The organism is Janthinobacterium sp. OK676, from assembly GCF_900103595.1.
Taxonomy (GTDB): Bacteria; Pseudomonadota; Gammaproteobacteria; order Burkholderiales; family Burkholderiaceae_D; genus Janthinobacterium.
In genome coordinates this window covers 24,493-38,370 of the sequence record NZ_FNHA01000001.1, presented here as the reverse complement: position 1 = coordinate 38,370, position 13,878 = coordinate 24,493, and the positions used below count along the sequence as shown (strand labels likewise).

The following is a 13,878-nucleotide window of genomic DNA, read 5'->3' as shown; positions in this document are numbered from 1 at the left end:
CGGTGCGTCCATTGCTCTGCCTAGCCATGAAAGAAAGAGTCCAATGAAAAAGCTGACCACCGCCTTTGGCGCGCCTGTTCCCGACAATCAGAATATCCAGACGGCCGGCCCGCGCGGCCCTGTCCTGCTGCAAGATGTGTGGTTCCTGGAAAAGCTGGCCCACTTCGACCGCGAAGTCATCCCCGAGCGCCGCATGCATGCCAAGGGTTCCGGCGCGCACGGCACGTTTACCGTCACGCACGACATCACGCGCTACACGCGGGCGAAAATCTTTGGCGAAGTGGGTAAGAAAACGCCGATGTTCGCGCGCTTTTCCACCGTGGCCGGCGAACGGGGCGCGGCCGATGCGGAACGCGACATCCGCGGCTTCGCCCTGAAGTTTTACACGGAAGAAGGCAACTGGGACCTGGTCGGCAACAATACGCCCGTCTTTTTCATGCGCGACCCCTTGAAGTTTCCCGACCTGAATCACGCCATCAAGCGCGACCCGCGCACGGGCTTGCGCAGCGCCAACAGCAACTGGGACTTCTGGACTTCGCTGCCCGAAGCCCTGCACCAGGTGACGGTGGTCATGAGCGACCGTGGCCTGCCGCGCAGCTTCCGCCACATGCATGGCTTCGGCAGCCACACCTTCAGCTTCCTGAATGCGCAAAACGAGCGTTTCTGGGTCAAGTTCACGTTTAAGACCCAGCAAGGCATCCAGAACCTGACGGATGCGGAAGCGGAAGAACTGGTTGGCAAGGACCGCGAAAGCTCGCACCGCGACCTGTACGAAAGCATCGAAAACAAGGATTTCCCCCGCTGGACCCTGTACGTGCAGATCATGCCGGAAAAAGAAGCGGGCACGTATCACCTCAACCCCTTCGACCTGTCGAAAGTATGGCCGCACGGCGACTATCCGCTGATCGAAGTGGGCGTGCTGGAACTGAACCGCAATGCGGACAACCACTTTGCCGAAGTGGAACAGGCGGCCTTCAACCCCGCCAACGTCGTGCCCGGCATCAGCTTTTCGCCGGACAAGATGTTGCAAGGCCGCCTGTTCTCGTATGGCGACGCGCAGCGCTACCGCCTCGGCGTCAATCACAGCCATATCCCCGTCAACGCGCCGAAATGCCCGTTCCACAGCTACCACCGCGATGGCCAGATGCGCGTCGACGGCAACATGGGCGGCACCCTGGGCTATGAACCGAACAGCGAGCAGGAATGGGCCGAGCAGCCTGACTTCCGCGAGCCGCCACTGAGCATCGAAGGCGCGGCCGACCACTGGAACCACCGGGTCGACGAGGACTACTATTCGCAGCCGCGCGCCCTGTTCCGTCTGATGACCGCGGCGCAGCAGCAAGCCTTGTTCGACAACACGGCGCGCGCCATCTCGGGCGCGTCGGAACAAGTCAAGCAACGCCACATCGGCAACTGCACCCTGTGCGATCCCGCCTATGGCGCGGGCGTGGCCGAAGCGATCAGCCGCCTGAGCAAATAAGGCCGGCTGAAAGACGGTATGGAAGGTCTGGCAACAGGCCTTCCGCCGCAGCGATCCACGGCACGAAGACCAAGCGGCCGGGCCGGCTTGCTACCAGCGCTGGATATCGATCTGGCCCGTGATGCTCGTTTCCACCGGATAGCCGTCGACCTGCGACGGCACGCGCCGCTTGACGGACGAGTCGCGCAGGTACACGACGAGCGCGTCCTTGCCCACGTCCGTCTGCCCCACGCCGACGCCTTCCACGCCGTCGATGGCCATCAGCGCCCGCTCGTTGCGACGCTTCGCCGCTTCCAGGCGGCCCGGTGGCGCGGCAGGGGCGTACTGTCCCATACCCTGTCCAGGGGTCTCATCCGGCAAATACGGCATGGCGGCGTCCTCGAAGACGGCAAATGGCGATTGTGCGAATTTACTGTTTGACATGACACACCCTCCTGATGCCTTCCATGATACACCCGGCCCTCCGGCGTTGCAGCACGCTTCGCCGGGCACGTCCATGCGTGGCTGCTCCCCCTGATTGACATCATTGTCGTGCAAGAAACAGCGCCAGGCAAGGCGGCGCAAGGCCGCCCTGTTTGCTCGTGGGAACGTACTCAGGTGTACAAATTGATGTCGAGCGCCACCACCACCCGCCGCATCTGGTTGGCAAACGTGATATTGCCGCCGCCGGCAAACAGCAGGCCGACGGGATTGCGCTGCTGGTTCCAGGTCCAGATGGAAGAGCCGGAATCGCCGCCCGCGCTGAACGCTCCGCCCACGCCCGTGATGGCGATCTGGTCCTGGAACAGCGCGATCCTGCCGCCGCCGTAATTGACGTTGATGGTGGCGCCCAGGCCCGTGATGCGGCCCTGCGTCAATTGCGTCGTGCGGCCGGACTTGCCGACCATCATGCCCAGCGCGGGCGCCACCAGCGCATTGCTGATGCGGAAGTACGCGGGCACGCCGCCGCTCAGGTACACCAGTTCAGGGCGCACCCGGTCTGGCCAGGCCCAGCCGGTGGCGCAATCGACAAAGTTGACGCCGCCACTGAAATTGATGGGCACGAAACGCTCGAGCACGGCCACCTGGTCTTGCGGGCAGCGGCCGCCGTCGATGGGGCCAGGCTGCACGATGCAATCGTTGAACACGCCGCCGTTGGAATTGGCCAGCACGTGATTGTTACTAAGAATCATCAAACGGCTGTTGCGCGGTGCGCTGCGGCCCACGGCCAGGCAGCCGATGGTGCCGGCCGTGATGCGGAAATGCCCGACCGACACGCCGCCCGGTGCCGGGCGCAAGCGGAAACGGTGCGGTTGCGCATCGATCACGCCCGTGACGACGATGTTGACGGGTACCCGGTCGCTGGCCACGGCGCGCACGCCCATGGCTCCCACGATGGCAGCCTTGGCCCGGTCGACGGAAGTGGGCTCGGCCACGTACAGGGTCAGGGCCGGCAAGCCAGGCTCGCCGGACGAGCTGTCGCTGGCGCCCTCGCCCAGGCCGATGGACACGCCCTGGATATTGCCGCCGTCGCTGAAGGCATCGGCCGCCCGCACGCCGCCCGCCTGCGAGATGGACTGGCGCATGCCGTTTTCGATGCTGCACTTGATTTCAAGCAATTCCATGCTGACGCCGCTCAAGGCGTCGGGCACGTCCGAGACGGACGCGCTCTCGATCATATTGTCGTCTTCGCCGGGTGCCGAGAATTGGCCGACGGCCTCTTCATCGTCCGCGCTTTGTCCCCTGCCGCTGCCGCCAGGTGGGGCGCTGAAACCATTCTCGTTGCCGATCATCATGCTCTCCTCGTGGGTCGTTCCGAAACACCAGTGTGGGCTGGGTGCACGGGCAGGTATTGATCTGGATTGAACCGCGCTGAGGCAGGGCGGCGTATCCCAACAGGCGCCAGCAAGGATAAAAATAGTTCCCCCGTCAACGTTGAGCGAGATCAGGCGTGCGGGCAGAGGCGGCGCCGTATACTGGCCCTGACAGGCTGGAACCGGGCCAGTTCCACGGCGGCAAGGCCAGCAACGGTATGGATGGGGAAACAATGACGAGCCCTGGTATGACAAGCCAAATGACACGCCAACCCGACGACGACGCGCCTGCGGGCCAGCACGCCGGTTTTGTCCATGGCATGGCGGCCTGGGCGGAAAAACACCGCATCAGTCCCTGGCGCGGCAGTTTTGGCGACTTCATCGAGCAGATCCTGCCCGGCCGCGCGGCCCTGCTCACGCGCAGCGCGCACCAGTATTTGTGGGACATGATGCGCTGGAACGGCCAGACGGACGATGCGGGACGCTTCCGCTGCCGCCTGTTCGACGATGAACTGTTCGGTATCGACGAGGCGATCGACCGGGTCGCCGCCTACTTCAAGGCGGCCGCCGCCGGCTCCGAAGTGGGCCGGCGCATGCTGCTGTTGCTGGGCCCGCCATCGGGCGGCAAGTCGACCATGGTGATCCTGCTCAAGCGGGGGCTGGAAGAATACAGCCACAGCAGCGAAGGCGCGCTGTACGGCATCGCCGGCTGTCCCGTGCACGAATCGCCGCTGCATCTGGTGCCGCACAGCATGCGCGCCGACTTTCGCGCCACTTACGACGCCGAGCTGCACGGCGAACTGTGTCCCCATTGCCGTGCCCGCCTGGAAGAACAGTACGCGGGCGACTTCCTGCGCATGCCCGTCGAACGCATCCACCTGTCCGAGGCGGGCCGCTGCGGCATCGGCACGTATGCGCCGCACGATCCCACCACGGCCGACCTGGCCGACCTCGTGGGTTCCGTCGACCTGTCGAAAGTGGCGCAGTACGGCGACGAAGGCGATCCGCGCGCCTGGTCGTGGTCCGGCGCCGTGTATGCGGCCAGCCGCGGCATGCTGGAAATGATCGAAATCCTCAAGGTCAAGCGGGAATTCCTCTACCTGCTGTTGACATTGACGCAGGAAAAGAACGTCAAGGTGTCGCGTTTCCCCCTGATTTACCTCGATGAAACCATCCTCGCCCACACGAATCTGGCCGAATTTCGCAAATTCCTGCAAGAAAGCGAAAACGAGGCCTTGCTCGACCGTATGGTTATCGTGCAAGTGCCATATACGCTCAACTACCGCGAGGAGGCGCGCATCTACCGCAAGCTGATCCAGTCGGCCGCGCCCGCTTTCCGCGACGTGCACCTCGATCCGCACGTGCTGCATGCGGCGGCCGTGTTCGCCATCCTGAGCCGCTTGTCCGAAGGCGAGGACAAGGAAGCCGAGCTGGTCAAGAAACTGCGCGTGTACGCGGACGAAGACGTCGACGACTTGCAGCATGCCGACATCCGCCGCCTGCGCGAGCGCGACAAGGCGCCCGACGAGGGCCTGTCGGGCGTGTCGCCCCGTTTCGTCATCAACGCCCTGTCTCACGCCATCATTTCCGCCCAGCGCAACAGCCTGTCCACCATGGACGTGCTGCTGGCCCTGAAGGACGGCATCGAGAACGATGCGCGCATCGAACCGCGGCGCAAGCGCCAGTGGGTCGATTACCTGGTGCTCACGCGCAAGGATTTCTATAACCGCTGGGTCAAGGCCGACGTACACAAGGCCTTGTTCGTGTCGTTCGAGCAGGAAGCGCAAGACTTGCTGAATAAATATCTCGATGAAGTCGAAGCCATGCTCGACAACCGCCAGATCCACGATCCCATCACCAGCGAAGAGCGCCGTCCCGACGAGCGCTTCCTGCGCGCCGTGGAAGAAAAAATCCACATCAGCGACTCGGGCAAGCAATCTTTCCGTCAAGAAGTGGTGCGCAAGGCCATGAGCGCCTTCAAACGGGGCGAAGCCTTTGGGCTTGGCAGCCATGCGCAATTGCACGACGCCATCCAGCAATACTTGTTCGAGCAGCGGCGCGACGTGCTGCGTCTGGTCGGCTCGGCCAAGCGCCCCGACGACGACGTGCGGGCCAGGATCTCCGCCGTCGAGCAGCGCCTGGTCGACGAATATGGCTATGACGCCCATAGCGCGCGTGAAGCGCTCAACTACGTGACCACCTTGCTGGCGCAGGAATAGCCATGTCCGCCACGATCTCGCCAGGCGGCGGCAAGCAGGATAACTCGGCGGGATCATCGGCGCCTGCCCTGGCCCAGCCCTGGTACGGGCTGTTCTCGCGCGGGGCGCGCGACTGGCTGCGCCACAACCAGAAAGTGCGCGACGCCGTGCAGGCGCACTTGCCCGAGCTGATCGCCACGCCCGATCTGATCGGCGGGCCGCAGCAGCGCACGGTGCAAGTACCCATGCGTCTGCTCGAACATGCGCGTTTCCGCCTGGCGCCAGCGCGCAACAGCATGGGCGCGGGCCAGGGGGAAGGCCAGCCCGGCGACATCCTGCGCGCATCACGCCCCGCCACCACGGGCGAAACGGGGGAGCAAGGCGAAGGCGGCGATGGCGAGGGGGCCGTGCGCCTGCTGCTGGAGTTTCCCATCGACGATATTCTCGACTGGCTGTGGGACGCCTTCGAGCTGCCGCACCTGAAACCGCGCCACCTGGGCGCCATCGACGACGTACGGTTCGTGCGTAGCGGCCTGGACCGGCACGGCGCCCGTTCGCGCCTGGACCGCCGGCGCACCGTCAAGGAAGCGATCAAGCGGCGCGCCCTGCAAGCGCAGCCCGTACCCTTCACCAACGAGGACTTGCGCTACCGCCAGGTGCTGCCACAGCCCCGGCCCAGCACGAATGCCGTCGTGTTTTTCGTACTGGACGTGTCGGCCAGCATGGCGCACGCCGAGCGCAAGCTGGCCAAATCCTTCTTTTTCTTTGCCTTGCAAGGCTTGCGCCGCAGGTATGCGCGCGTGGAAACACGCTTTATCGCCCATACGACGCGGGCCTGGGAATTTTCCGAAGCAGAATTTTTCCAGGTCAATGGCATGGGCGGCACCATGGCTTCCACCGCCTTTCGCCTGAGCCGTGAACTGCTGCAGGAACACTATCCGCCAGGCCGCTACAACGCCTATCTGTTTTATGCCTCCGATGGCGAGAATTTCAGCGAAGACCGGACCGCGGCCAGCCTGGCCTTGGGGGAACTGGCCGCCTTGCTCAACTATATGGGCTATGTGGAAACCTTGCCCGGCGTGCCGCGCAGCCTGGAAACGGAAATGCACAGCCTGTGCGCCGAGCAGGAACGGCGCGGCTTGCCCATGCATAGCAGCATCCTCAGCAGGAATGACGATATCTGGGCGGCCATCCGCACCTTTTTCCAGCACGAGGTGGCCGATACGGAGCAAGCGGCATGACGCCTGACACCGCCGACCTGGACGGCTACGCGGCGCGCATCGAGGCGCTGGCGCGGAAACTGGGGCTCGAATTTACCCCCGTCGAGTTCGAGTTGGTGCCCGACAGTTTCATGGCCGAGATCGCCATTTATGGCTTGCCCGTGCGCATGCGCCACTGGTCGTTCGGCGTGCGCTACATCCACCAGCTCGTGCATCAAAAGATGGGCAACTCGCATATATTCGAAGTCATGTTTCCCGGCGACCCTTGCCATGCCTATATGGCCGAACACAATTCCGTGGCGGAAAACACCCTCGTCACGGCCCACGTGCTGGGCCATGCCGACTTTGCCAGCCGCAATACCCTGTTCCTGCGTTTCGGCGCCATGGCGGGCCAGCACATCCTGGAGCAAAGCGCGGCCCGGGCGCAGCGTCTCGAAATGGCGCTGCAGCGGCACGGGCAGGAACAGGTGGAAGCCGTGCTCGACGCGGCACTGGCGCTGGAACAGCACGTGGACATCCACGCCGAGCTGCACCGCCCACCCTATGCCGCGCCATCCGGACCAGCGAGCTTGGCCGGCACGCAAGGCGGAGCCGGTGTGGACGATCCTTTCGCGCGGCGTTACCGGCGCCTGCCCGGTGAAGCGGCGGCGCTGGCGGCGCACGAGGCGGCCCGGGCACGCGTGGCGCAGCGCCCGCTCCTGCCGCCGCAGCCCGAATACGATTTGCTATGGTTCATCGCCCAACATGGGCCGGAGCTGGCCGACTGGGAACGCGATATTTTCCTGGCCGTGCGCGAAGAATCGTTTTACTTCTATCCCGTGTACGCCTGCCAGATCATGAACGAGGGCTGGGCATCGTACTGGCATGCGCGGCTGCTGCGCGAAGCCGACTTCCTGCCGCCTGCCCTGTACCTGGCCGCCATCAAGTCGCACTCGGACGTGGTGCGCCCTTACGCGGGCGAGCACCAGCAGGCGCTGGCCGTCAACCCTTATCACCTGGGCTTTTGCATGTGGGAACACATCATCGAACGCGAAGGACTGGCGCGGGCGCGCCAGATTTGCCGCGATGACGATGACTGCAGTTTCATACGCAACTACCTGGACGGGGAACTGGCTGACCGCCTGGGCCTGTTCGTGCATGAAAGCCGGCTCGACGGCGAAACGCGGATGGCCAGCCGCGACTTGCTGGCCATCCGGGACGCCATCCTGGCGCCCAAATACAATTATGGCGCGCCGTGCATCGCCGTCACCCTGCTCAACGACGACGGCAGCCTCGTGCTGCGCCACGATCACCAGCGCGATGGGCGCGGCCTCGACCTGGAGCGGGCGGAACAGGTACTGGCCTACATCGCCCGCGTCTGGCGCCGTCCCGTCACCCTGCATACGGCCGATTTCCGGGGCACGCCCCGGGTTCTGCGCAGCAAGAGCGATGGCGTGCCCGAACCGCCTGCGCCGCCGGCAGCTACGGCGCCACCCGTGCGGCGTTAAACGGCGCCCGCCAGGAGTCTTGGGGCAAATGTACGGCGTCTGTGCCTGGCCGCGGGTGCGTGTATCGGGCTCGAGCGTGCATATGTGGCACGACAGTGGTTCACTGCCAGTCACAGGCCAGTGTCAGGCCAGTCACAGCCGGTCTCAGGCCCGGCCAGCCTGCGCCACGTACCAGGCGATGGTCTGTCGCAAGCCTTGCGCCAGGGTGTGCGTGGGAGCGTAACCGAGCAGGCGGGCCGCCTTGGCGATGTCCGCCTGGGAATGGCGCACGTCGCCGGCGCGGAACTCGCCATAGCGCGGCGCGAGCGGCACGTGCTGCGGGCGGGCCGCAAGCAGCATCTGTTGCATGGTGGCGTGCAACTCGGTCAGGCTGGTGCGGGCGTTGACGGCCACGTTGTAGACCTGGTTCACGGCTGCCGGGTCGGTGCCGGTGGCGGCGAGGATATTGGCTTGCACGGCATTGTGCACGAAGCAAAAGTCACGGCTGGTGGCGCCGTCGCCATGGATATGCACGGCCTCGTTGTCCAGCATGGCGGCGATCCAGCGGGGAATGACGGCCGCGTAGGCGCCCAGCGGATCCTGGCGCGGGCCGAAGACATTGAAGTAGCGCAGTCCCACCGTCTGCATGGCGTAGCAGCGCGCGTACACTTGCGCGTACAGTTCATTGACATATTTGCTCAAGGCATACGGCGAAAGGGGTGCGCCGATGTGCTGTTCCACTTTTGGCAAGGCCGGATGGTCGCCATACGTGGCGCTCGAGGCCGCATACACGAAGCGCTGCACGCCCGCCGCGCGCGCGGCGGCCAGCATGTTCAGGAAGCCGCTGACATTGACGGCATGGCACAGCAAGGGGTCTTCCAGCGAGCGCGAGACGGAACCGAGCGCCGCCTGGTGCAGCACGAAGTCGACGGCGACGGGCCCGCCCGGATAGTCACGGCCGCCGCGCTCGGCCAGGCTGCCCCCGCTCCCCCCGCCACCATCGGCAGCGTCCGCCTTGCCGTCTGCCTCACCACCTCCCACGCTGGCGGCCTGCGCCGGCGCGCCGCACGCGCGCGCGCACGCTTGCGGGTCGCGGATATCGCCTTCGATGAAGGTGAAGCGGCGCCACGCCTGCTCCCCCACGCCGGCGCGCACCTGTTCCAGGTTGTGGCGGTGGCCCGTCATGAAATTATCGAGGCCGCGCACTTCCTGCCCCAGGTTCAGCAAGGTTTCCAGCAGGTGCGAACCGATGAAGCCGGCCACGCCCGTCACCAGCCAGCGGCGCGGCGTTTGCGCCAGCTGCGCGCAGGCTTGCGCGTAGGCGCCGGAAGCGGGGCCGCCAACGGAGTGCGCCATGCTGGCCGCCCGCTCGAAGGTATCGGCCGCCATCACAGCCGCCACACGTGCAAGCCGCCGTCTTCCAGCGGACGGGCGTCGAAATGCGACTTGATGTCGATGAAGCAGCCGTTTTCCAGCACCTTGGCCTGAAAGTCGGCCAGCGGGCGGGCCAGCAGGGCCTGGTGCGAGACGGCGCTGATGATGGCTTCGGCCTGCGGCAGCTGCTCCCAGCTTTCCAAGGTTAGACCATATTCTTCCAACGCTTCGCGGCCATCGGCGACGGGGTCGTGCACGTGCACCTGCACGCCGTACGATTGCAGTTCGTGGATCATGTCGACCACTTTCGAGTTGCGCAGGTCCGGGCAATTTTCCTTGAAGGTCAGGCCCAGCACGTTGACATGCGAACCTTTCAGTTTGAAGCCGGCGCGCACCATTTCCTTGATCGTCTTTTCCGCCACGAACTTGGCCATGCCGTCATTGATGCGGCGCCCGGCCAGGATCACGTGCGGGTGGTAGCCCAGCATTTCCGCCTTGTGCGTCAAATAGTAGGGGTCGACGCCGATGCAGTGCCCACCCACCAGCCCGGGCCGGAATGGCAGGAAATTCCATTTCGTGCCCGCCGCCTGCAGCACTTCGAGGGTGTCGATGCCGATGCGGTCGAAGATGATGGCCAGTTCATTCATCAGCGCGATGTTCAGGTCGCGCTGCGTGTTTTCGATCACCTTGGCCGCCTCGGCCACCTTGATGCTCGACGCCCGGTGCACGCCAGCCTCGACCACGCCTTCGTACAGGGCGGCCACCTGGTCCAGGGTGGCGTCGTCGTCGCCCGACACCACCTTGCGGATGCTGTGCAAGGTATGGTCTTTGTCGCCGGGGTTGATGCGCTCGGGCGAAAAGCCCACATGGAAGTCTTCCTTCCAGCGCAAGCCCGACTGCTGCTCGAGGATGGGAATGCAGATCTCTTCGGTCGCGCCCGGATACACGGTGGACTCGTAGATGACGATGGCGCCGCGCCGCATGTGGCGGCCGACCGCCGCGCTGGCGCCGGCCAGGGCCGAAAAATCGGGATTGTGCGCGCAGTCGACGGGCGTGGGTACGGCCACGACGATGAAATCGGCCAGTTGCAACTCGGCCGGGTCGCAGCCGACGCTCAGCCATTGCGCCGCGCGCAGCTGTTCCGTACTCACTTCGCCCGTCGGGTCGACATGGCGCCGGTAGCTTTCCACCTTGCGTGCCGACAAATCAAAGCCGATCGTGCGCTGGCGCATGCCGAACGCCACGGCCAGCTGCAGGCCCACGTAACCGAGCCCGACCACCGCCACTACACTGCCCATCTTGCTATCCGCCTTGTTGTCCATATGCATGTGCTCCGAATGGTTGCGGCCCGAGCATCGCCGTCCGGGAAATTCTACGGTTGCCGGTTTGACCATTCTTGAGCGGGAACAAGAAACACGGGGCGGCGGCCAGCATGCACGCGGACAATCGGCGGCTTGTTGAGCGCAATCAAGGAGAGCGGCGGCCATCTTTTTAAGCTAGACCATGCCCATCGCCCATCGCGAATCGGCTCATCGTCCACGCACGCCGCTACCGGAGACTTCCATGGCCCGTTCCCTGCCCCGCCCTTTCCCCAGCCTGCCGGCCGCCGCGCTGTGCTGCACCCTGCTGCTGCCCCTGCTGACGGCTTGCCACGGCACGCAGAGCAGCGAGACCCTGCTGGCCGACGCGCAGCAATACCGGCAGAAAGGCGAGGCGCGGGCCGCCATCATCCAGTTGAAGAACCTGCTGCAAAAGGAGCCGGACAACGCGGCCGCGCGCTTGCTGCTGGGCAGCATCTATATCGACACGGGCGAGGCCTTGTCGGCCGAAAAGGAATTGCGCAGGGCAAAGTCGCTGGGCCTGGCGCCGCAGCAGGTGATGCCCTTGCTGGGCAAGACGTGGCTGATGCTGGGCCAGTTCGACAAGGTCCTGGCCGAGATCACCGACGATGCGGCGCAGCCCGCCAGCGTGCTGGCCTTGCGCGGCGACGCCCTGCTGGCGCTGGGCCGCCGGGACGAGGCGCGCGCCCTGTACGCGCGCCTGCTCGAAGCCCATCCGGACCAGGTCGATGCCTTGCTGGGCCTGGCGCGCCTGGCGGCGCTGGACCAGCAGGTGCCGGCGGCCGAACTGCTGCTGGCGCAAGCCTTGAAAAGCGCGCCCGCCAGCCTCGACGCCTTGCGCCTGCAGGGCGACCTGCTGCGCCTGCAAGGCAAGAACGCGGCGGCGCGGCTCGCCTACATGCAGATACTCAAGATAAAACCGGACAATACCCAGGCCCATATCGACCTGGCCAACCTCGATATCGTGGAAAACCGCTATCTGGAAGCGGGCGCGCAGCTGGCCACGGCGCGCAAGACGGCGCCCAACAGCCTGGGCTTGCTGCAAGCTCAGGCCCTGCTCGATTTTCGCCAGGGCAAGAACAAGGCGGCCTTGCAAGCCTTGCAACTGGTGCTCAAGGCGGCGCCCGACCAGATGCCGTCCATCCTGCTGGCCGGCGCCGTGCAACTGGCGCTCGGCTCGCCGGCCCAGGCGGAAAACTACCTGCGGCGCTTCCTCGCCGTGTATCCCAGACACTTGTATGCCGTCAAGATGATGGCGTCGATCGAATTGATGCGTGGCAATACCGACGCGGCCATCGACTTGCTGCAACCGATGCTGGCCGCCTTTCCGGAAGACGTGGAATTGCTGTCACTGGCCGGTGAAGCGAACTTGCGCGCACGCCGCTACGACAAGGCGACCGCGTATTTCGAACAGGCCAGCACCCTGGCGCCGGACACGGCCAAACTGCACGCGGCCCTGGGCATCAGCCGGCTGGGCATGGGCGAGAACAGCCGCGCCATCAATGAGCTGGAACGCGCCACCATGCTCGACAAGAGCACGCCGCAGGCGGGCACCATGCTGGTGATGACCTTGCTGCGCAACAAGCAGAACGACAAGGCCCTGGCCAGCGTCAAGATGATGGAAGAGCAGCAGAAAGGCACGAATCCCTTGCTGCTGAACCTGAAAGGCGGCGTCTACCTGGCCTTGCGCGACTTGCCGGCCGCGCGCGCCAGTTTCGAGCAAGCTTTGGGCATGGACCCCGTCTATTTACCCGCCCTGAACAACCTCGCGCAGATCGACCTGGCCGAGAAAAAGCCGGAGCAGGCGAAACAGCGCTTCGAAAAGGCGCTGGCGAAGGCGCCGAAAAATGCCGACCTGTGCGCCGCGCTGGCCAAGCTGGCCGCGTCGCAGGGGAAGACGGACGAGGCGGGCCGCTGGCTCGAACGGGCCCACCGCGACAATCCGGACGCCGTCGCGCCGGCCCTGCTGCTCAGTAACTTTTACCTGAAGACGGGCGCGCCCGACAAGGCGCTGGAACTGGCGCGCACCTTGCAAACGGGCCATCCGGGCGACGCCGATGCGCTGGCACTGCGCGCGCAGGTGGAATACAGCGCGGGCCAGGCGCAGGCCGCGCTCGACAGCTACAACAAGCTGGCCAGCCTGCAAACGACGTCCGCGCCCTTGCAGATGCGCATCGCCAGCCTGCATCTGGCCTTGGGCGACCATCATAATGCGCTGCAAGCCGTCAAGCGGGCGCAAGTGCTTGACCCATCGCTGCTCGAAGCGCGCGTGGTCGAAGTGGCGATGCTGCTGAATCTGAACCGGCAACGCGAGGCCCTGGCCGTGGCGCGGCAAGTGCAGGAACAGCAGCCCAAGCTGGCGGCCGGCTACAAGCTCGAGGGCGACGTGCTGATGGAGCAAAAGCAGCCGCAGCAAGCCGTCAAGCTGTACCAGCACGCCTTCGGCATCAGCCCCATCGGCCCCTTGCAGGTGCAGCTGTACCGCGCCTTGCAGGCGTCCGGGCAGGAGCGCGAAGCCGATGCGCGCATGGCCACCTGGCTGAAGGCGCATCCGGAAGACTTGCCGACGCGCACCTACCTGGCAGGCACCCGGCTGGCGGCCAAACAGTACCGTGCCGCCATCGAGCATTTCCAGTATGTTGTTGCCAAGGACACAGACAACGTGGTGGCGCTGAACGACCTGGCCTGGGCGTATCAGCAGGAAAAAGATCCGCGCGCGCAGGCCACGGCCGAGCAGGCACTGAAGCTGGCGCCCGGCAATCCCGCCGTGCTCGACACCCTGGGCTGGATCGTGCTGCAACAAGGCGACGTCAAGCGCGCCACGGCGCTGCTGCGCAAGGCGGCGGAACTGGCGCCTAAGTCGCCTGAAGTGCAGTACCACCTGGGCGCGGCGCTGGCAAAATCGGGCGACAAGGGGGGCGCGCGCAAGCAACTGGAACAACTGCTGGCCGCCAACAAGGATTTTCCACAGCGGGCCGAGGCGCAAGCCTTGCTGACCCAGCTGTAA

9 protein-coding genes are annotated in these 13,878 nt (G+C 65.2%); 5 read left to right on the top strand and 4 right to left on the bottom strand.

Translation table 11 applies throughout. The features are described from left to right. The first annotated feature begins 43 nt into the window (after positions 1-43). The gene (locus BLU39_RS00140; protein ID WP_092707990.1) at positions 44-1,480 is read left to right on the top strand and encodes a catalase; all 1,437 of its coding nucleotides are present in this window, start codon (positions 44-46) and stop codon (positions 1,478-1,480) included. 90 nt (positions 1,481-1,570) lie between these two features. Here BLU39_RS00140 and BLU39_RS00135 read toward each other — a convergent pair whose 3' ends face one another. Together BLU39_RS00135 and BLU39_RS00130 are read right to left on the bottom strand one after the other, a co-directional pair. Next, a complete protein-coding gene (locus tag BLU39_RS00135) occupies positions 1,571-1,903 on the bottom strand; it encodes a hypothetical protein (RefSeq protein WP_139178076.1) in 333 nt (110 codons plus the stop codon). Positions 1,904-2,073: 170 nt separating this feature from the next. Then, positions 2,074-3,255, bottom strand: coding sequence for a S1 family peptidase (locus BLU39_RS00130; protein ID WP_254788831.1), 1,182 nt, complete (start codon positions 3,253-3,255; stop codon positions 2,074-2,076). A gap of 278 nt (positions 3,256-3,533) precedes the next feature. Between BLU39_RS00130 and BLU39_RS00125 the strand changes: the two genes are divergently transcribed. Genes BLU39_RS00125 through BLU39_RS00115 form a run of 3 tightly spaced genes read left to right on the top strand, consistent with a single transcriptional unit; the run spans position 3,534 to position 8,178 of the window. Next, on the top strand, positions 3,534-5,492 hold the full coding sequence (locus BLU39_RS00125) for a serine protein kinase (protein WP_092707980.1): 1,959 nt from the start codon (positions 3,534-3,536) through the stop codon (positions 5,490-5,492). A 2-nt stretch (positions 5,493-5,494) separates the two neighbouring features. Then, the gene (locus BLU39_RS00120) at positions 5,495-6,712 is read left to right on the top strand and encodes a DUF444 family protein (protein ID WP_092707977.1); all 1,218 of its coding nucleotides are present in this window, start codon (positions 5,495-5,497) and stop codon (positions 6,710-6,712) included. Continuing rightward, complete coding sequence (locus BLU39_RS00115; protein ID WP_092707974.1) at positions 6,709-8,178, top strand: SpoVR family protein; 1,470 nt, start codon at positions 6,709-6,711, stop codon at positions 8,176-8,178. The genes BLU39_RS00120 and BLU39_RS00115 overlap by 4 nt, the downstream gene beginning before the upstream one ends. A 144-nt stretch (positions 8,179-8,322) precedes the next feature. Here the strand turns inward: BLU39_RS00115 and BLU39_RS00110 are convergent, their stop codons facing one another. Next, the gene (locus tag BLU39_RS00110; protein ID WP_232731070.1) at positions 8,323-9,546 is read right to left on the bottom strand and encodes an SDR family oxidoreductase; all 1,224 of its coding nucleotides are present in this window, start codon (positions 9,544-9,546) and stop codon (positions 8,323-8,325) included. Continuing rightward, a complete protein-coding gene (locus BLU39_RS00105) occupies positions 9,546-10,853 on the bottom strand; it encodes a nucleotide sugar dehydrogenase (protein ID WP_092707971.1) in 1,308 nt (435 codons plus the stop codon). The genes BLU39_RS00110 and BLU39_RS00105 overlap by 1 nt, the downstream gene beginning before the upstream one ends. 241 nt (positions 10,854-11,094) lie before the next feature. Here BLU39_RS00105 and prsT point away from each other — a divergent pair, with 241 nt between their 5' ends. Next, positions 11,095-13,878 carry an XrtA/PEP-CTERM system TPR-repeat protein PrsT gene (gene prsT, locus BLU39_RS00100; RefSeq protein ID WP_092707968.1) on the top strand — a complete coding sequence of 928 codons (2,784 nt, stop codon included), beginning with the start codon at positions 11,095-11,097 and terminating at the stop codon, positions 13,876-13,878.